Genomic DNA, 17,383 nt, shown 5'->3' with positions numbered 1-17,383 from the left:
AGTCCGCCGCGTTCACCACCCGGTCCAGAGCAGACTGTTGACGAGCAGGGCGACGGCGGCCTGGGCGGTCAGCCAGCCGCGGCGGCCGGGGGTGGGCAGCAGCGCGGCGGCGGGCAGCAGCCAGAGCATGAAGGGCTGCCAGATCCGTTCGGTCTCCGCCTTGCTCATCCCGGACAGGTCGGCGGCCAGCAGGGCGAGGAACGCCGCGAGTACGAGCAGGACCAGCCGTTGCGGCGCGGCCGCCGTCTCGGTCCGCAGCGCGCCCATCGCCCCGGGCACGGCCGCCGCGCTCCGGCGCAGGCCCGCGACCGTCGCCGGTCCGACGGCGATCACGGTGCACGCGAGGTTGGCCCAGACCCAGTACCAGTAGGGGCGGAATCCGCCCGCCGCCTGGTAGTAGCGCTCGACCAGCAGGTGGTACGCCTCCCACCAGTTGAACCCGGCCAGGGTGAAGGCGAGCGGTGCGGCCAGGGCCCCCAGGACGAAGAGCGGGACCGGCCGGGCGGTCCGGGCGATCAGGAGAACCGCCAGGAGCGGCAGTGCGACGAGTGCCAGACCGTAGCTGAGGTAGCAGGTCAGCCCGTACAGCAGCCCCGAGCCGAGGGCGGCCGCCGCGGGGCTGCGGACCTTGCCGGTCGCGGCGAGGGCCAGCAGGGCGACGGACCAGGCGGCGACGGCGGCGAAGTAGCCGTCCGCCGAGGTGCCGGCCCAGACCGCGACCGGTGCGAGGACGAGGAAGGGCGCGGCGCGGCGGGCGGTGCGCTCGTCGGCCAGCACGCGGACGGCGACGAGCGCGGCCAGCGCGGCGGTGGTGCCGGTCACGATGCACCAGGCCCCGGCCCAGGCGCCGCCGCCGAGCCCGACGCGGTCCAGCAGGACGAAGGTGAGGGTGGCGCCCGGCGGGTGTCCGGCGACATGGGTGGGCCAGTTGCCCGGCGGGCCGATCAGGATGTGGTCGTTGAAGCCGCGCAGGGCGGCGCCGATGTCGTCGAAGCGGCCGATGGCCCTGAGGTACTCGTGCTTGGTGGTGAGGCGTTCGGCGATGCCGCGTCCCCAGCCGTCGATCAGCGCCAGTGAGAAGACCCAGGCGAGCGAGGCGCCCCAGCAGACCGGCAGCAGGGCCCGCCAGCGCAGCCGGTCGGCCAGGACCGGACCGTACGCGACGACGGCCACGGCGACGGCGGGCGCGGCGGCGGTGCCGGGCCCGATGTGCGGGTACCAGGTCGCGAGCAGCGGCGGCCAGTGGACGTACAGGACGCGGTCGAAGTCCTTGACGGCCCGGCCGACGAGCACGGCGGCGACGACGAGCAGTACGCCCGCACCGGCCGCGGCCAGGTCGAGGCGGTGGCCGGTGCGGCGGTCGCTCTCCGGTTCGGTGCGCCGCTCCGTGCGGTCCTTGGTCTTCACCCACGCACGGTATGCACGCCGGGGCCGCGTGGTCGGGTGCCGGCGGGGCGCGTCACCGAACCGTCAGATTCCGCACCCGACCGGGGCCGTCGCGGACCGCAGTCGGATGACGTCAGCGTTTCGTCAGGAGTCGTGGAAGCCCTGCCCCGGTACCCCGGGCATAGCGTCGGGGCATGGGCGACAGACGTCGGTTCCGACGCTTCAGACTTCCCGCTTCCCTGCCCGGCCTCTCCTCCGGCCGCGCCGCCGAACTCCTGGAACGGACCCCCTCCGCGCCCGGCTTCTGGCGCAGCCCGGTGCGCGGGGTCCGGTTCACCGCGGTGCTCGGGCTCGTCCTGCTCGGCGGGATCACGCTGCTGTTCGTGACCGGTCTGCTGTCGTACGCCGCGTACAACCCGGACCTGAACCCGGTCAACGACAAGACCCCGGACAAGGGCCTGCTGGGGTTCTACCTCTTCGCCTGGCCGACCGGTCCGCACTGGCTGTACCGGCTGACGCAGGGGCTGCACGTCACCGTCGGGATCGTGCTCTTTCCGGTCCTGCTGGCCAAGCTCTGGTCGGTGGTGCCGAAGCTCTTCGCGCTGCCGCCGGCCCGGTCGGTGGGCCATGCGCTGGAGCGGCTGTCGCTGCTGCTCCTGGTGGGCGGGGCGCTGTTCGAGTTCGTCACCGGGCTCCTCAACATCCAGCTGGAGTACCTGTTCCCGGGCTCCTTCTACCCGCTGCACTTCTACGGGGCGTGGGTGTTCTTCGCCGCGTTCCTCGCCCACGCCGGGCTGCGGACGCCGCAGGCCGTACGGGTGCTGAGGTCGGGCGCGCTGAGCGGGAACGTGCCGGGGGACCCGCTGGCCTCCCCGGCCCCGGCCGCGCCGACGCTCTCCCGGCGCGGGGCGCTGGCCATGGTGGGCGCCGGTTCGCTGGTCCTGCTGGTCACGTCGGCGGGCCGGAGCTTCGACGGGCCGCTGCGGCAGGTCGCCCTGCTCACGCCGCGCGGAGCCGCCGAACCCGGCTCCGGCCCCAACGGGTTCCAGATCAACAAGACCGCCGCCGCTGTCGGGATCACCACCGCGGAGACGGGGGAGGGCTGGTGGCTGACCGTCAGCGGGACCGCCGGTGACCTCCGGTTCACCCGGGAGCAGCTGCTGGCCATGGACCAGTACAGCGCGGCGCTCCCGATCGCCTGCGTGGAGGGCTGGTCCACCTCGGACCAGTGGTGGCGCGGCGTACGGCTGAGGGACCTCGCGGAGCTCGCCGGGTACCCGCGCAACCCGCCGGGGGTGCTGGTGGAGTCCGTGCAGCGCAGCGGGCCGTTCCGCCGGGCGGCGCTCCGCGACAACCAGGTCCGCGATCCCCGCTCGCTGCTGGCGTTGCAGGTCAACGGAGAGGACCTGTCCCCCGACCACGGCTATCCGGCCCGGATCATCGTCCCGGCCGCGCCCGGCGTGCTCAACACCAAATGGGTGTCCCGGCTGACCTTCGGAGAGCTGTGAGGAGAGCTGTGAGGAGCGCTGTGAACAGGCTGAACCCCCGTGACCTGGTGCGGCGCTGGTACGGGGAGGGCCCGCTGCACCTCCTGCTGATGGCCGCCTCCTTCGCGCTGGCGGGATACGCGGGGGTGCGGCTGCTGGCCGGGGACACGTTCGGTGTCGTCGTCTGGTTCGTCGGCGTGGCCCTCGTGCACGACCTGGTGCTGGTGCCGCTGTACGCGAGCGCGGACCTGCTGCTGCGGCGCTCGCTCGGGCCGCGCCCCGGCCTGGTCAACTTCGTCCGGGTGCCGGTCTTCCTGTCCGGCCTGCTGCTGCTGATGTGGTGGCCGCTGATCACCCGGCACGCGACGCGCTACGAGTCGGCGAGCGGGCTCTCCCCCGATGTGTTCCTGGGGAACTGGCTGCTGATCACGGCCGCGCTGTTCGTGCTGTCGGCGCTCTGGCTGGTCGTCAGGACGCTGCGGCTGCGGCGCAGGGAGACGAAGGTGCGGCCGTCCGCCTCCCACTGATCGACGGTCGGCCAGCCGAGGAGCCCGGCGTACCGCAGCAGCGCCGGTGTGCCGAGCCGGGCCCAGGGGAAGGGCGCGACGGGCGCGGCCCGGTCGGCGCGCCCGTCGTCCAGCTGGACCCGGACCCGCTCGTCGATGTCCTGCGGCGCGGTCTCCGCGATGAGCAGCCCGCCGGGGGCGAGCACGGCCGCCGTCCGGTGCAGGAGCCTGCGCGGGTCGCCGCCGATGCCGATGTTGCCGTCGACGAGCAGGACGGTGCCCCAACGGCCCTCGCCCGGAAGGGGTTCGAAGACCGAGCGGTGCAGGGCGGAGCCGCCGAGCCGCAGGGTGCGGGCCACCGCCGCCTCGCTCACGTCGATGCCGAGCGCACGGTGGCCGCGGGCCGCGAGCGCCGCGACGAGCCGGCCGGGCCCGCACCCGATGTCCAGGACGGGCCCCTCGCAGCGGTGCAGCGCGGACAGGTCCGCGGCGTCCGCGCCCGCGCACCAGCGCTCCACGTCCAGCGGCAGCAGCCAGCCGTCCGTGCGGCGCAGGAACAGCGGGCCGTGGCCGTTGCGCAGGGCGTTGGCGTACGGGTCGGTGCTCCAGGAGGTGGTGTCCGGGTGCGGCGGGCGGACCGTTCCGTGCCGGGGAACCGTCTGGCTCATCGGGCCACCTCCCCGGTCAGTCCGGCGAGTACGGAGGCGAACCGGCCGTGCGGCGCCAGGGCGGCGACGTCCACGGCGTCGGCAGCCGTGTCCACGTCCCGCAGCCTGGGCAGATCACGCACCGTCAGTCCGGCGCCGACCAGCCGCCGCCGCTGCACCGCGCCGGTCTCCGGCACGGACATCGGCACCCCGCGCAGCAGCTCCGGGTCCGGCTCTGCCAGGCCCAGCGCCCAGAAGCCGCCGTCCTCCGCCGGGCCGAACCAGGCGTCGCAGCCGTCCCAGGAACCGGCGGAGAGCGCGGGCGCCAGATCGGCGGCGGTGAGCTGCGGGGTGTCCATGCCGATGAGGAGCGTCGGCCCCGTGCTGCCGGCGAACGCGGCGGCCAGCCGTTCGTCGAGGCCGCCCGCGCACTGGCCCACCACCTCGATGCCCGGCGGCAGCCAGGGCCCCGGCGCCCCGTCGAGGACGAGCACCCGCCGCGCGGCGGGCAGCGCGAGGACGGTGCGCAGGGTGTCGGTGAGCGAGGCCTCGGCGAGCCGCGCGGCCTCCCGCGGGGTGAAGGGCGGCGTCAGCCGGGTCTTGACCCGGCCGGGCAGCGGTTCCTTCGCGATGACCAGCAGGGTCACCGGCCCCACGGGCGGGCTCTCGCCGACGGTTCCGGGGCGCTCTGTCGTCCCCGTACAGGCCGCCGGCTTCACCGGGACACCCCCACCGCGACCGGCGCCTCGCCCAGCACCGCGCGCATGTCGCGCACCGCGTGCCAGGTGCCCCGCCAGGTGCCGGTGACCTTCGACTTCCCGGTGCGCGAGAGGTAGGGGACATCCGTCTCGGCGACCCGCAGTCCCGCGTCCGCCGCCCGCACCACCATCTGCAACGGGTACCCGCTGCGCCGGTCGGTGAGGCTGAGCGCCAGCAGGTCCGCCCGGCGCCCGGCGCGCATCGGGCCCAGGTCGTGCAGCCGCAGCCCGGTACGTCTGCGCAGCAGCCGGGACAGCGCCAGGTTCCCGGCACGGGCGTGCAGGGGCCAGGCGCCGAGCCGGTCGGGGCGACGGCGGCCGAGCAGCAGATCGCTCTCGCCGTCCGCGATCCGGCGGACGAAGCCGGGGAGCAGCCCCGGGTCCAGGGACCCGTCGCAGTCGCAGAAGCAGACGAACTCCGCCTCGGCGGCGAGCAGCCCGGCGTGGCAGGCGGAGCCGAAGCCGCGCCGCGGCTCGTGCACCACCGTCGCGCCGAGCGACCGGGCGAGTTCGGCCGAGCCGTCGGTGGAGCCGTTGTCGACGACGATGGCGCGCCAGCCGCGCGGGATCGCGCCGAGCACCCCGGGGAGGGCGGCGGCCTCGTCCAGGCAGGGGAGCACGACGTCGGCGCGGGGGCCGGAGTTATCGGAGGAGTCGGTCACCCGGCTCACCCTACGGAGCGCAATCCGACATTTCGGGCCATGGATTCTTACGAAACGTGGACATCGACCGTGTGGCGGTGTCCACGCGCCCGGCGCGCGGGGAGCGGGTGCCAGGGTGGGGGCATGCAGCCCGCCCTTCCCGCCCGTCCGGCCTCCGGGGACCGGGGAGCCGGGGCCGAGGCCTCCGTCCCCGGCCCCGCTCCCGCCCGTGACCCGGCCACCGCCCCCGGCCATGTCCTCGTCGTGGACGACGACCCGACCGTCTCCGAGGTCGTCGCCGGATACCTGACCGGTGCCGGTTACGACGTGGCCCGCGCGGCGGACGGCCCGGCCGCGCTGGAGTGCTTCGCCCGCCGCCGCCCCGACCTGGTCGTGCTGGACCTGATGCTGCCCGGCATGGACGGCTTCGAGGTCTGCCGCCGGATGCGGGCACACGGCCGGGTGCCCGTCATCATGCTGACCGCGCGCGGCGACGAGGACGACCGCGTCCTCGGCCTGGAGACGGGGGCGGACGACTACGTCACCAAGCCGTTCAGCCCGCGCGAACTCGTCCTGCGCGTCGATTCCGTGCTGCGCCGCGCCGGTCCGGCCGCCCTGCCCGCCGGGCGCTCGGCGCTGATCGAGGGCGCGGGCCTCGTCCTCGACCCGGCGGCCAGGCGGGCGGCCAGGGACGGCCGGGTACTGGCCCTCACCCTGCGCGAGTTCGACCTGCTCGCCTTCCTGCTGCGCCACCCGGGCCGGGCCTTCACCCGGGAGGAGCTGATGAGCGAGGTGTGGGGCTGGGACTTCGGTGACCTGTCGACGGTGACGGTCCACGTGCGCCGGCTGCGCGGCAAGGTCGAGGCGGACCCGGCCCGGCCGGAACTCATCCGTACGGTCTGGGGTGTGGGCTACCGCCTGGACCTGACGTCCGGTCCGCTGGCGGACGCCGCCCCGGAGGAGCCGGCATGACCGACATACTCCTCATCGCGCTGTTCGCTTTCCTCGGCGCGGCCGCGGCCGGGCTGCTGGGCGCGCTCGTCCTGCGGCTCTTCCGGCACCGCTCGCTCGTCGTCTCGCTGACCGTGGTCGCCGCGGTCGCCGTGACCGCGATGCTCGCCGGGACGCTGGCCGTCGCCTGGGCGATGTTCCTGTCGCCGCACGACCTGTCCGTGGTCACGACCGTCGTCGCGATGGCCGCCGTCGTCTCGCTCGTCACCGCGATGCTGCTGGGCCGCTGGGTGGCGGCGCGCAGCCGCGATCTGACCCTCGCCGCCCGCTCCTTCGGTGACGGCGGGACCTTCGCGGCGCCCGCCGCCCCGGCCACCGCCGAACTCGCCGCCCTCACCAGGGAGCTGGCCGCCACCAGTGCCAAGCTCGACAGTTCACGGGAGCGCGAGCGCGCCCTGGAGACCTCGCGGCGGGAGCTCGTCGCCTGGATCTCGCACGACCTGCGCACCCCGCTCGCCGGGCTGCGGGCCATGTCGGAGGCGCTGGAGGACGGCATGGCCGTCGACTCGCGGCGCTATCTGCGGCAGATACGCACCGAGGTGGAGCGCATGAACGACATGGTCGGCGACCTCTTCGAGCTCTCCCGCATCCACGCCGGTTCGCTCACCCTCAGCCCCACCCGGATCTCCGTGTACGACCTGGTGGGCGACGCGCTCGCCGGCGCGGACCCGCTGGCCCGCGAGCACGGTGTACGGCTGGTCGGTGACCGGATCGAGGCGGTGCCCGTCGAGGTCGACGGCAAGGAGATGAGCCGGGTCCTGGGCAACCTCCTGATCAACGCGATCCGCCGCACCCCCGCCGACGGCACCGTGGCGGTGGCCGCGCAACGCACCGGCGGCGGTGTGGTCCTGTCGGTGACCGACGGCTGCGGCGGCATCCCGGAAGAGGACCTGGCCAGGGTCTTCGACACCGGATGGCGCGGCACCCACGCCCGTACGCCCCCGGCCGGCGCGGGCCTCGGGCTCGCCATCGTCCGCGGGATCGTCGAGGCGCACGCGGGCCGGGCCGAGGTCCGCAACGTCACCGGCGGCTGCTGCTTCGAGGTCACCCTGCCGGTGGCGTGAGCGCGGGGCGGCGGACGCCGCGTCAGTGGGCCGGGCTCGCGGCCATGTCCCGCTGCGGGGCCGCCGCGAACTCCGCCATCCCCTCCGCGAAGCCCACCGCGGGCTTCCAGCCCAGCTCGTCGCGGAGCCGCCGGGAGTCGGCCGTGACATGGCGTACGTCCCCGAGCCGGTACTCACCGGTGACCGCCGGGGCCGGGCCGCCGTGGGCGGAGGCCAGGGCCTGGGCCATCTCGCCGATGGTGTGCGGCTCCCCGCTCCCGGTGTTGTAGGCGGTGAAGCCGCCCGGCGGGAGCCCGGAGACGGCCTCCAGCGCCACCGCGTTCGCGGACGCCACGTCCCGCACATGGACGAAGTCCCGCCGCTGCGCGCCGTCCTCGAAGACCCGCGGCGACTCGCCCCGGGCCAGCGACGAGCGGAAGAAGGAGGCGACCCCGGCATACGGGGTGTCGCGCGGCATCCCCGGCCCGTACACGTTGTGGTAGCGCAGCGACAGTGCCCGCCCGCCGGTGGCGCGCGCCCAGGAGGAGGCGAGGTGTTCCTGGGCGAGCTTGGTGCTCGCGTACACATTGCGCGGGTCCACCGGCGCGTCCTCGCCGACGAGCCCCGGGGTCAGCTCCGTACCGCAGGAGGGGCAGAGCGGCTCGAACCGGCCCGCGGCCAGATCGGTCTCCGCCCTGGGCCCCGGCCGGACCGGGCCGTGGAGCCGGCACGCGTAGCGGCCCTCGCCGTAGACCACCATCGATCCGGCGAGCACCAGGCTCCGCACCCCGGCCCCGGCCGCGGCGGCGAGCAGCACGGCCGTCCCGAGGTCGTTGCACCCGACGTACTGCGGGGCGTCCGCGAAGTCCTTGCCGAGGCCGACCATCGCCGCCTGGTGGCACACGGCGTCGATGCCGCGCAGCGCGCGGTCCACGGCCTCGCGGTCGCGGACGTCCGCGACGATCAGCCGGCTGTCGGCCCGCCGGTCCGCTCCCTCGCCGTGTGCCGAGGGGAGCAGGGCGTCGAGCACCACCGCCTCGTGCCCGGCAGAGGTGAGGGTCCGGACGATCTCCGACCCGATGAACCCGGCTCCGCCGGTGACCAGTACGCGCATGGCGGCCACGCTAGGACGCCGCGGCCGGCGGGCGGGGTTGCGCGGTCGGCACGTCACGGGACCGTAAGAACCGGACCCGTTCGGCGGGACGGCTTCCGGCCGCCCCGTGACGACGGCTCAGCCGAACAGGAACGCGCCGGCCGTGGCCGCGCCCAGCGCGGTCCCCGCGGTCACCTGGCCGACCGTGTGGTAGCCGAGCGCGACCCGGGACCAGCACACGGCGGCCGTCATCAGGTACCCGCACAGCCACCACGGCGAATGGACCACGGCGAGCAGGGCGACGACGGCCGAGGCGACCGAGGCGTCCACCGAGATCTTCCAGACCGTGTTCACGGCCAGCAGGACGACCGTCATCGCCCAGAGCGCGAGCATCGCGGTCAGGATGCCGGTGGGGGCGCCGCCCAGCACCATGACCGCGGAACCGGTGCCGATGGAGCCGAGGATGACGAGGAAGATCGGGGCCCGCTTGGTGCGGTCGACGACGTGGCGGTCGCCCCAGGTGCCGCGTCCGCGTTCCCACTCGATGTAGCCGGCCGGGACGATCCCGGCGCACAGGGCGCCGAGCAGTCCCCACAGCAGTCCCGTCCACTCGCCCGCCGCCGCGAACCCGGTCGCGGGCATCCCGGCGAGCAGGAGGTTACGTGGCTGGAAGACGTCGGTCACCGTACGGGCGGTGGAGGTGGTGCGGGAGGTCTCCGCGATGCCGGTGCCGCTCATGCCGTCTGCTCCTTTGCCGCTGCTGTTGTCGCTGTGGAGGAGTCCAGGACCTGCCGGGCCCGGTCCGCCGTGACCGTCCGGTAGGCGGCGGCGACCCGGACCAGCCAGGCGACCTCGCCGTCCTGGTCGGTCGCGTGCTGGGTGCCGACGGCCGCCGCGTCCCCGGGGGCCGTGCCGTCGGCGTGGGCCGCGAGGGCCGCCTTGATCCAGTACGCGTCGGTGAGCGGTCCCGTCCGCTCCCGGTCGGTGGTGCCGGCCCCGGCGGCGGCCCCTGCGGCCGCGAGGAGGGTGTCGGGGGCGTAGTGGCGCAGCTTCTCCACCGCGTCGGCGATGTCCGCCGTCCAGCGGTCGATCCGCAGGTCCGCCGGGGTGCCGAACCGGGTCAGCTCGCGGACCAGCGAGGCCGGGGGGTCGAAGGGCTGGTCGGGGAAGGCCGCCATCAACTCGTACCAGAGCGCGTGCAGTCGGACCTGGGCGCGCCAGAGCTTCGCCCGGCGGCGGAGGTTGCTCAGGGCGGGGATGGAGGCGCCGACCGCGAAGAAGGCGAACAGCACCACCTGGGAGGCCTCGGTGATCTCGTCGAAGTCCAGCGCGAAGGCCTCGCTCGGCGGGTCGATCACGCTCACCCAGAGGAACAGCGTCCGGCTGACGGTGTATCCGACCCCGATGAACATCGCGAACGTCATCATGCCGAGGCCGATCCGCAGCCGGCGGAGCCCGGCGCTCGCGGTGGCCAGCGCCCACTGGTAGGCGCAGACGGCGGACGCGGTGCCGAGGTAGAGGTAGAACACGCTCATGTAGAGCGTCGCGCCCCACTGCCCGGCGTGGTCGGCGACGAAGCGGTCCGAGGGGACGGAACGGTCGACGACCGTGAAGAACAGCACCGTCAGCAGCACCAGCGTGGCGACCGACGCCTTCGCGGCCACCTGCTGGATCAGCCGGGCGAACCGTACGTGCCGCGGGACGTCCCCGGCCTCCGGGTACCGGCCGTAGATGGCGACGATGTAGCTGAGGATGGCCAGGATCGCGACGGTCGCCGTGTAGTGCTTGATCAGCACCGAGAGGTCGGTGACCGAGCTGTCGTTGAGCCCGATGCGCACGACCCGGGTCTTGGTCCACAGGGCGGCGGCGAATCCCGCGTAGCAGCCCCACAGGGCCCGGCGGCGGCGGTCGTCCTCGTCGCCCCAGAGGGCGGCCGGCATGCGCCACAGGGCGACGGCTGTCATCAGGCCGGCTATCAGGTAGCCGGCGAGGTCGAGCGGTGTCACGGCGGAAGTCCTCGGGGTGGGGGAAGGGGTTCGGCTGCGGAGCGGGGGCCGGGCCGGTGCTACGTACGGCGGAACAGGCCGCGGCGGCGGTGGGCGGCAGGGACGGAGAGCGAGTCGGCGAGCCGCCCCACCATGTCATCGCTCGTCACCTCCCTGGCCATCCGCGGGATGAGCGAGGCACCGAATTCGGCCATGCGTTCGTCGTGGGTGTCGTACTGGGCGCGGGCCTGCACGGCGTCGGGGGTCCGGAGCGCGTCGGGGCCGATGACCCGGGAGATCAGCGAGGTGTCGAAGACGGGCAGCAGCCGCTGGAGCTGCTCGGCGTCCAGCGAGGTGCCGTGGTCGAACCACTCGTGGCACAGCTCGTGCAGGATGACGTGCTGGGTCTGGTACGCGGTGGGGCGCCGGCGGTAGAGGACGAAGCTGGTCCCGCCGGCCTTCAGCCGCAGCCCGCAGGCGCCGTTGACGCGCGCCAGCCGGTCGGGCATCTCGTGCAGCACGATGGTGCGGTCGCCCGCCTCCTCCATGTTCGCCACCAGCCCGGCGATCGAGAAGGGCGCGGGCAGGGGGAGCCCGGCGAGCCCGGCCTCGCACTCTCTCCGCAGTCTGCGCAGGGACATGTGACCGAGGCCCTAACTCCGTGGTCCGCCGTCGGCGGGACGCTGCCGGTTCTTCGCGTCCTCCAGCAGGGCGAGCGCGAACTGCAGCAGCTCCGGGGGCAGCCCCTCCTCGTCCAGTCCCCGTCCGGCCAGCCCGCTGATGTCCCCGGTGCGCCGCTTGGCCAGGAACTGCAGACCGTCGACGACGTCGTCGACGACCTCGGACTCCTCCTTGAAGAAGCGCCAGTCCACGCCGAAGCCGAGGCCGAGCGCCTTGAGGATGTCCTCGGAGGGCTGGGTGACCTTGCCGGCCAGGATGTTGGAGAAGTAGCTGTGCGAGAGCGATCCGCCGCGTTCCTTGACCAGGTCCGCGAAGACCCGCCCCGAGATCTTCCGGCCGGGGAAGGTCTTCTCGACCATGTACTCGACCTTCTGCCGCAACGTCCGCAGTTCCGGCGCGCGTTCCTCGCCGCTGTCCATCCGGCCCCCCACGTGTCCGGGCCCCGCCCGGGTTCTGTCCGGTGCCGTGCGGTGTCCGATTCGGTCAACGGGCTCGTACTGTAACGAACCGTTCCTACTCAGTGTGTGACTGGGTTGGACCCACTGTCCGGCACTGCGCGCATCCCGGACGGTAGGCAGACACCGGGTGGCCCCTGACCCGCATGACGAGCCACCACCGCCCAGGTCACCCATTCGACTTCAGGGCTCCTGTTCCCACCCTCACCCGTGAAGGGCACCGGACTCATTTCCGGGCGCCACAACTCGCTCGTGCCCCCACCGGCAGCAGCTCGCGACCCCGGCCCGTCGCCCCCGGCGCGGGAGACCATGAGCGCATCGCGGATGCGCGTGAGCGCATTCCGAACGGGGACGTACCAGCACATCCTGCGGCGGTGTACAGGAGCAGGGTTGCGCAAATACTCTACGTCACTGTTAACTCAAAAAAACACGGGCAGGGGACCACGAGGGGAGCCCCTTGCCCGTGAGTTCGGCGGCGACGCCTGCGCGGACGGGGCCTCCCATGACGGGGCAGGGTGCGCACAGGGGTGTAGCCCTTCACGACGGGGGATGCGTGAAGGGCTACGTGTGCATTATGGCCCGAGGGCACGCAGTCATCAACTGACCCGCCGGTCAGTGTTCTTGGCGAGCGCGGTGTACGGGCCCGGCGGACGCGGCCGAAGAGGGCGGGACCGCGCGCCGGACCGGGGGCCCCGGGGGCGGCCCGCTCAGATAACTTCCCCCATCCGGCCAGGGAAATCTGTCGCGGCTATGATAGAGACGATGGCTCGCACAACGAGAATTCCTCCTCCGGTCAACGAATTCGGCGACACGCGGCAGGTGCCCATGCCCCCAGAAACCCCTCCGCATCCCACCGACCGTCTCGATGACGACGACTACCCCGCCTACACCATGGGCCGCGCCGCGGAGATGATCGGCGCCACGCCCGGATTCCTCCGCGCGATCGGCGAGGCCAGGCTGATCACCCCGCTGCGGTCGGAGGGCGGCCACCGCCGCTACTCCCGCTACCAGCTCCGCGTCGCCGCCCGCGCCAGGGAGCTCGTCGACGGGGGCACGCCGGTCGAGGCCGCCTGCCGCATCGTGATCCTGGAGGACCAGCTCGAAGAGGCGCTCCGGCTCAACGAGGAACTGCGCAGGCCGACTCCCGGCCCCTGAGGGCGGCTTTTCACGCTTTTCAGGGCGCCGTCTCCACCACCGCCGCCGTGCTGCCCCGTTCGATGAGCCGGGGCAGCGGCACCTGGATGGTGTGCGCCGTGCCGCCGTCGAGCAGCGCGGTCAGCTCCCGCGCCGCGAGCCGCCCGAACGCGACCGTGTCCCTGGACAGCGCGGTCAGCCACGGCGCGGTGAGCCGGCACAGCGCGGAGTCCTCCCACGACACCACCGACACATCGGCCGGGACCCGGAAGCCGAGGCCCGCCGTGACCGCCACCCCGGCCGCGGCCATCACGTCGTTGTCGTAGACGATCGCGGTCGGCGGGGTGTCCTGCTCCAGTACCCGGCGGGTCACGGCCGCGCCCCCGGTGTCCGAGTAGTCCGTGGTCACCGAGTGGGCCTCGGTCAGTCCGCGCCGGTCGGCCTCGATGCGCAGGGACCGGATGCGCCGGTCGGTGTGCGCGAGTGAGGGCAGTCCGGCGATGTGCACGATGCGCCGGTGCCCCAGCTCGTGCAGCCGGCCGACGACGGCCGCCATCGCGCCCGCGTCGTCGGCGCGGATCTGCGAGAGGCCCGGGTGGGGGCCGGTGTCGCTGCCGGGAAGGGCGCCGATGACGACGCCGGGCAGGCCCAGTTCGTCCAGCAGGCCGACGCGCGGGTCATCGGTGCGGGGGTCGACGACGAGGACGCCGTCGACCCGCCGCTCGGCCCACCAGCGGCGGTAGACGGCGCACTCGGCCGTCACGTCCTCCACCACCTGGAAGAGCAGCCCGAGCCGGCGTTCGGCCAGGACCTCCTGGATGCCGGAGATCAGCTGGAGGAAGAAGGAGTCCACGCCCAGGTTCGCCGCCGGACGGGCCACCACCAGCCCCACGGTGGCCGAGCCCTCGCCCGACAGCGCACGGGCGGCGGTGCTCGGATGCCAGCCCAACTGCTCGGCCACGCGCCGGATTCGGTCCCGGGTGATCGCCGAGACCCCCGGGCGGTCGTTGAGCGCGAAGGAGACCGCGCTCTCCGACACGCCGGCCCGCTGGGCGATGTCCTTCATGGTCGGCCGTCGTGCGGGCGTGCGTCTGGCCGGCGGGGTGTCCCCGGCCGGTGGCCGCTTCGGTGTCACCGCGTGCCTCTCTCCTGCGTTCCCTGTGGCTCTCATGGGTCGTCGGGTTCGCGCTCCCCCGGGGGGCATCGTAGGGCTTCCCGGTCCATTGGTCGAGCGAAGCACTCCGACAACTAATGCGCTTGAGCTGATGGCACCTAAAGCGCATTAGTCATGGATCTTCAATGCGTGGTCGCTCGGCGCTGACCTGCGAGTATGTCGAGGGTAAGCACGTAACTGCGGAGAATGTATTGACTTTCCGTCACGCGCATTGCAGGGTCTGCTGGGCGAACGCATCCGGCCGGTCCGCGACCTCCGGTTCGCCGTCCGCACGCCTGGTCCGAGCAAAGGAGCCGTTCACCGTGCGCATCTCTCGCAGAGCAGTCGCCACTGCCGCCGTCCTCGCCGCCGTCCTGCCGTTGAGCGCCTGTGGCGGTGGATCGGGGTCGAGTTCGTCCGACGCCTCGGGCAAGGTCGAAGGCAAGATCACCTTCCAGACCTGGAACCTCCAGGCGAACTTCAAGGACTACTTCAACGGCGTGATCGCGGACTTCGAGAAGAAGTACCCGGACACCGACGTCAAGTGGGTCGACCGGCCCGGCGAGGGCTACGCGGACAAGATCAGCGCGGACGCGGCCGGCGGCACCCTGCCGGACGTCGTCAACGTGTCGCCCGACCTGGTGGCTCCGCTGGCCAAGGCGGGCATCGCACTGGACCTCGACAAGGCGGCTCCGAAGTACCGCTCCGAGTACCTGCCGGGCGCCTGGAAGAGCCATCAGATACCGGGCACGGAAGGGACGTTCGCCTTCCCCTGGTACCTCAACACCGGGCCGATGTTCTACAACAAGCGCCTCCTCCGGGAGGCCGGACTTGACCCGAAGGATCCGCCGTCCACCTACGACGAGGTCTTCTCCGACGGACTGAAGCTGGCCGAGAAGAGCAAGGGCAAGGTCGCCACCCTCGCGAACGTCCCCACCATCGAGGACTTCGGCCGCTACGGCGGACAGCTGATGAACAAGGAAGGCACCGGCTTCGCCTTCAATGACGCCAAGGGCATCGAACTCCTCACGCACTACAAGGAGTTGTACGACGCCAAGGCGCTCGACGCGCAGGCCCTGACCGCGACCCCGGAGTCGTCGGGCCACAAGTTCCTCACCGAGTCCGTGGCGATGAACCCCGGCAGCGCGCTGGACCTGGCCAACTTCAGGAAGCAGGCCCCGAGCCTCTACAAGAACATCGGGATCACCGACCAGGTCAGCAGCACCGGCAAGGCCAACATGTACGTCATGGGCATCATGGTGAACGCGCAGACCAAGCGGAAGCCCGCCGCCGTGGCCTTCGCCCACTACATGACCGACGCGACCCGGCAGATGGAGTTCTCGAAGAAGGTCGCCATCTTCCCCAGCACCGCCGGATCGCTCGACGACCCGTACTTCACCGAGGAGGACGGCACCGACGAGACCCGCGTCCGGGTCGCCGCCGCCAAGTCCCTGAAGACGGCGGTCAATTACACGCCGGTCCTGTTCAGCGAGCAGATGAAGACCGAGCTGCGCAACCAGATCGCCAAGGCGCTGCAAGGAAAGCAGAGTCCCGAGGAGGCCCTCGACAACGCTGTCAAGGCCTGTGACCGGCTCTTGCAGCAGAGCTGAGCCCCCGGTGACCACCCCCGCTCCCGCTCCTGCTCCCGCTCCCGCCCGCCGGATTAGCCGCCATCTGCCCCTCAGCCCCTGGCTGTTCGCGGCACCCGGACTGATCGTGGTCGGTGCCTTCAGCCTCTACCCGTTCTTCAGTACCCTGGTCAACGCCTTCACCGACCGGCGGACCCTGGTCCCGGGGAAGTTCGTCGGCCTGGCCAACTTCCGTGAGCTGTTGCACGACGAGATGTTCTGGACCGGGCTGCGCAACAGCGCGCTGTACGTCCTGGTCGTCGTCCCGGCCCTCGTCATCCTGCCGCTGCTGCTGGCGATGCTCGTCCAGCGGCACATCCCCGGCATCACCTTCTTCCGCTCCGCCTTCTACACCCCGGTCGTCGCGTCCATCGTCGTCGTCGGCCTGATCTGGGTGTGGATGCTCGACGACCGGGGGCTGATCAACTCCCTCCTGGAAGCCGTGGGCATCGGCAAGGTCGGCTTCCTCAGTGACCAGTGGCTGCTGCTGGGCAGCGCGATGGTGGTCACGGTCTGGAAGGGCCTCGGCTACTACATGATCATTTACCTGGCCGCGCTCTCGAACGTACCGAGGGAGCTGCACGAGGCCGCCTCCGTGGACGGTGCCGGCGTCGCGCGCCGCTTCTTCACCGTCACCGTTCCCGCCATCCGCTCCACCATGGTGCTGGTCGCGGCGCTGTCCTCGGTCTCCGCCTTCAAGGTCTTCTCCGAGGTCTATCTGATGGCCGGCCCCTCCGGCGGCCCGGCGGGCGAGGACACCACCCTGGTGATGCTCGTCCAGCGGGTCGGCACCGGGCTGACCGGGCGGGTCGGGTACGCCTCCGCCATCTCGGTCGTCATCTTCGTCGTCACCGTCGGCCTGATGCTCCTGGTGCTGCGCGCCGACCGCAAGGAGGACGCGTGAGCTTCCTGAAGACCACCGACGCGGAAGGGCGCCGCGTCGCGCCCTGGCAGCTCGTCCTGCGGTACGTGCTGCTGCTCGCCGTACTGGTGCTGACCGTAGGACCGTTCCTGTGGCAGCTCTCGACCTCGCTGAAGGGTCCGAACGAGGACATCTTCAGCTCGCCGCCGAAGTTCTTCCCCAGCGATCCGACCCTGGACAACTACAGCAGGGTCGCCGACACCATCCCGGTGTGGGACTACGCCTTCAACTCCCTGAAGGTCGCCGCCGCCAACGTGGTCACCAACTGCGTCGGCGCCGCACTGGCGGGCTACGCACTGGCCCGGCTGCGCTACCGGGGGCGCCGGGCCGCGACACTGGCGTTCATCCTCGCCATGCTCGTGCCCGTGGAGGGCATCATCATCGCCCAGTTCACCACCATGCGTGATCTCGGACTGAACAACACCCTGCTCGGGGTGCTGCTGCCGGGGTCCGTCGGGGCGATGAACGTCCTGCTGATGCGCAACGCCTTCCTGAACCTCCCGCAGGAGGTGGAGGAAGCGGCCTTCGTGGACGGCGCCAATGTGTGGCAGCGCTTCCTGCGGATCGCGCTGCCCTCGGTCAAGGGCACCCTCGCCGTCGTCGCGATCTTCGCCTTCATGGGCTCGTGGGACGACTTCCTGTGGCCGCTGATCGTCCTCAGCGACCCGGAGAACTTCACCCTGACCATCGGGCTGAACTATCTGCACGGCACCTTCGCCAACGACGAACGGCTCGTCGCCGCGGGCACGATCATCGCCGTGCTCCCGCTCATCGTGCTCTTCGCCGGGCTGCAGCGCTTCTTCTTCCGGGGTGTCGGCGAAGGCGCCGTCAAGGGCTGACCCCGCCGCCCACC

The 17,383-nt window shown here is 72.5% G+C and carries 17 protein-coding genes; 7 read left to right on the top strand and 10 right to left on the bottom strand.

Annotation, left to right across the window (positions count from 1 at the left end; genetic code table 11):
* Window positions 1-12 precede the first annotated feature (12 nt).
* A complete protein-coding gene (locus tag ACIO3R_RS22200; RefSeq protein ID WP_402108038.1) occupies window positions 13-1,407 on the bottom strand; it encodes a hypothetical protein in 1,395 nt (464 codons plus the stop codon).
* Window positions 1,408-1,580: 173 nt separating this feature from the next.
* Here ACIO3R_RS22200 and ACIO3R_RS22195 point away from each other — a divergent pair, with 173 nt between their 5' ends.
* On the top strand, window positions 1,581-2,894 hold the full coding sequence (locus ACIO3R_RS22195) for a molybdopterin-dependent oxidoreductase (RefSeq protein WP_402108035.1): 1,314 nt from the start codon (window positions 1,581-1,583) through the stop codon (window positions 2,892-2,894).
* A 349-nt stretch (window positions 2,895-3,243) separates the two neighbouring features.
* Here the strand turns inward: ACIO3R_RS22195 and ACIO3R_RS22190 are convergent, their stop codons facing one another.
* From ACIO3R_RS22190 to ACIO3R_RS22180, 3 genes are read right to left on the bottom strand one after another with little or no spacing between them, the layout of a single operon-like run.
* Complete coding sequence (locus tag ACIO3R_RS22190; RefSeq protein ID WP_402108033.1) at window positions 3,244-4,047, bottom strand: class I SAM-dependent methyltransferase; 804 nt, start codon at window positions 4,045-4,047, stop codon at window positions 3,244-3,246.
* The gene (locus tag ACIO3R_RS22185; protein WP_402108031.1) at window positions 4,044-4,682 is read right to left on the bottom strand and encodes a DUF2064 domain-containing protein; all 639 of its coding nucleotides are present in this window, start codon (window positions 4,680-4,682) and stop codon (window positions 4,044-4,046) included. Before ACIO3R_RS22185 ends, ACIO3R_RS22190 begins: the two co-directional genes overlap by 4 nt.
* A gap of 59 nt (window positions 4,683-4,741) precedes the next feature.
* The gene (locus tag ACIO3R_RS22180; protein WP_402108029.1) at window positions 4,742-5,455 is read right to left on the bottom strand and encodes a glycosyltransferase family 2 protein; all 714 of its coding nucleotides are present in this window, start codon (window positions 5,453-5,455) and stop codon (window positions 4,742-4,744) included.
* A gap of 114 nt (window positions 5,456-5,569) precedes the next feature.
* Here ACIO3R_RS22180 and ACIO3R_RS22175 point away from each other — a divergent pair, with 114 nt between their 5' ends.
* Together ACIO3R_RS22175 and ACIO3R_RS22170 are read left to right on the top strand one after the other, a co-directional pair.
* Window positions 5,570-6,397 carry a response regulator transcription factor gene (locus ACIO3R_RS22175; protein WP_402108026.1) on the top strand — a complete coding sequence of 276 codons (828 nt, stop codon included), beginning with the start codon at window positions 5,570-5,572 and terminating at the stop codon, window positions 6,395-6,397.
* Window positions 6,394-7,500 carry a sensor histidine kinase gene (locus ACIO3R_RS22170; RefSeq protein ID WP_385029984.1) on the top strand — a complete coding sequence of 369 codons (1,107 nt, stop codon included), beginning with the start codon at window positions 6,394-6,396 and terminating at the stop codon, window positions 7,498-7,500. The genes ACIO3R_RS22175 and ACIO3R_RS22170 overlap by 4 nt, the downstream gene beginning before the upstream one ends.
* A 22-nt stretch (window positions 7,501-7,522) precedes the next feature.
* On the opposite strand, the gene ACIO3R_RS22165 is transcribed toward ACIO3R_RS22170, so the two are convergent.
* The 5 genes from ACIO3R_RS22165 to ACIO3R_RS22145 all read right to left on the bottom strand — a co-directional run bounded on the left by ACIO3R_RS22165 (window position 7,523) and on the right by ACIO3R_RS22145 (window position 11,657).
* A complete protein-coding gene (locus tag ACIO3R_RS22165; protein WP_402108022.1) occupies window positions 7,523-8,593 on the bottom strand; it encodes an NAD-dependent epimerase/dehydratase family protein in 1,071 nt (356 codons plus the stop codon).
* 117 nt (window positions 8,594-8,710) lie between these two features.
* Window positions 8,711-9,310 carry a hypothetical protein gene (locus ACIO3R_RS22160; RefSeq protein ID WP_385029993.1) on the bottom strand — a complete coding sequence of 200 codons (600 nt, stop codon included), beginning with the start codon at window positions 9,308-9,310 and terminating at the stop codon, window positions 8,711-8,713.
* The gene (locus tag ACIO3R_RS22155) at window positions 9,307-10,578 is read right to left on the bottom strand and encodes an MAB_1171c family putative transporter (RefSeq protein ID WP_402108019.1); all 1,272 of its coding nucleotides are present in this window, start codon (window positions 10,576-10,578) and stop codon (window positions 9,307-9,309) included. Before ACIO3R_RS22155 ends, ACIO3R_RS22160 begins: the two co-directional genes overlap by 4 nt.
* A 59-nt stretch (window positions 10,579-10,637) precedes the next feature.
* A complete protein-coding gene (locus tag ACIO3R_RS22150; protein ID WP_402108017.1) occupies window positions 10,638-11,198 on the bottom strand; it encodes a toxin in 561 nt (186 codons plus the stop codon).
* A 12-nt stretch (window positions 11,199-11,210) separates the two neighbouring features.
* Complete coding sequence (locus tag ACIO3R_RS22145) at window positions 11,211-11,657, bottom strand: hypothetical protein (protein ID WP_385030002.1); 447 nt, start codon at window positions 11,655-11,657, stop codon at window positions 11,211-11,213.
* 861 nt (window positions 11,658-12,518) lie between these two features.
* Between ACIO3R_RS22145 and ACIO3R_RS22140 the strand changes: the two genes are divergently transcribed.
* Window positions 12,519-12,848: a MerR family transcriptional regulator gene (locus ACIO3R_RS22140; protein WP_385030005.1), complete on the top strand. Its 330-nt coding sequence runs from the start codon at window positions 12,519-12,521 to the stop codon at window positions 12,846-12,848.
* Window positions 12,849-12,867: 19 nt separating this feature from the next.
* Here the strand turns inward: ACIO3R_RS22140 and ACIO3R_RS22135 are convergent, their stop codons facing one another.
* Window positions 12,868-13,893: a LacI family DNA-binding transcriptional regulator gene (locus tag ACIO3R_RS22135; RefSeq protein ID WP_402108011.1), complete on the bottom strand. Its 1,026-nt coding sequence runs from the start codon at window positions 13,891-13,893 to the stop codon at window positions 12,868-12,870.
* Window positions 13,894-14,303: 410 nt separating this feature from the next.
* Between ACIO3R_RS22135 and ACIO3R_RS22130 the strand changes: the two genes are divergently transcribed.
* The 3 genes from ACIO3R_RS22130 to ACIO3R_RS22120 are packed head-to-tail and all read left to right on the top strand — an operon-like array spanning window position 14,304 to window position 17,369.
* Window positions 14,304-15,590 carry an extracellular solute-binding protein gene (locus ACIO3R_RS22130; RefSeq protein WP_402108008.1) on the top strand — a complete coding sequence of 429 codons (1,287 nt, stop codon included), beginning with the start codon at window positions 14,304-14,306 and terminating at the stop codon, window positions 15,588-15,590.
* Between the two features lie 7 nt (window positions 15,591-15,597).
* A complete protein-coding gene (locus ACIO3R_RS22125) occupies window positions 15,598-16,512 on the top strand; it encodes a carbohydrate ABC transporter permease (protein ID WP_402108005.1) in 915 nt (304 codons plus the stop codon).
* Entirely contained in the window at window positions 16,509-17,369 is an 861-nt protein-coding gene (locus ACIO3R_RS22120) for a carbohydrate ABC transporter permease (RefSeq protein ID WP_385030013.1), read from the top strand. The genes ACIO3R_RS22125 and ACIO3R_RS22120 overlap by 4 nt, the downstream gene beginning before the upstream one ends.
* Window positions 17,370-17,383 lie beyond the last annotated feature (14 nt).

The sequence above is a fragment of the Streptomyces sp. NPDC087428 genome, from assembly GCF_044744085.1.
Taxonomy (GTDB): Bacteria; Actinomycetota; Actinomycetes; order Streptomycetales; family Streptomycetaceae; genus Streptomyces.
Note: the sequence above shows the minus strand (reverse complement) of the source record. Positions and strands in the feature narration are given on the sequence as shown.

Excerpts from the sequence above, each read along its gene's own strand:
- ACIO3R_RS22170 (WP_385029984.1), top strand. The coding sequence starts at position 6,394 with ATGACCGACATACTCCTCATCGCGCTGTTCGCTTTCCTCGGCGCGGCC.
- ACIO3R_RS22160 (WP_385029993.1), bottom strand. The coding sequence starts at position 9,310 with ATGAGCGGCACCGGCATCGCGGAGACCTCCCGCACCACCTCCACCGCC.
- ACIO3R_RS22150 (WP_402108017.1), bottom strand. The coding sequence starts at position 11,198 with ATGTCCCTGCGCAGACTGCGGAGAGAGTGCGAGGCCGGGCTCGCCGGG.
- ACIO3R_RS22140 (WP_385030005.1), top strand. The coding sequence starts at position 12,519 with ATGCCCCCAGAAACCCCTCCGCATCCCACCGACCGTCTCGATGACGAC.
- ACIO3R_RS22190 (WP_402108033.1), bottom strand. The coding sequence starts at position 4,047 with ATGAGCCAGACGGTTCCCCGGCACGGAACGGTCCGCCCGCCGCACCCG.
- ACIO3R_RS22165 (WP_402108022.1), bottom strand. The coding sequence starts at position 8,593 with ATGCGCGTACTGGTCACCGGCGGAGCCGGGTTCATCGGGTCGGAGATC.
- ACIO3R_RS22145 (WP_385030002.1), bottom strand. The coding sequence starts at position 11,657 with ATGGACAGCGGCGAGGAACGCGCGCCGGAACTGCGGACGTTGCGGCAG.
- ACIO3R_RS22135 (WP_402108011.1), bottom strand. The coding sequence starts at position 13,893 with ATGAAGGACATCGCCCAGCGGGCCGGCGTGTCGGAGAGCGCGGTCTCC.
- ACIO3R_RS22175 (WP_402108026.1), top strand. The coding sequence starts at position 5,570 with ATGCAGCCCGCCCTTCCCGCCCGTCCGGCCTCCGGGGACCGGGGAGCC.
- ACIO3R_RS22195 (WP_402108035.1), top strand. The coding sequence starts at position 1,581 with ATGGGCGACAGACGTCGGTTCCGACGCTTCAGACTTCCCGCTTCCCTG.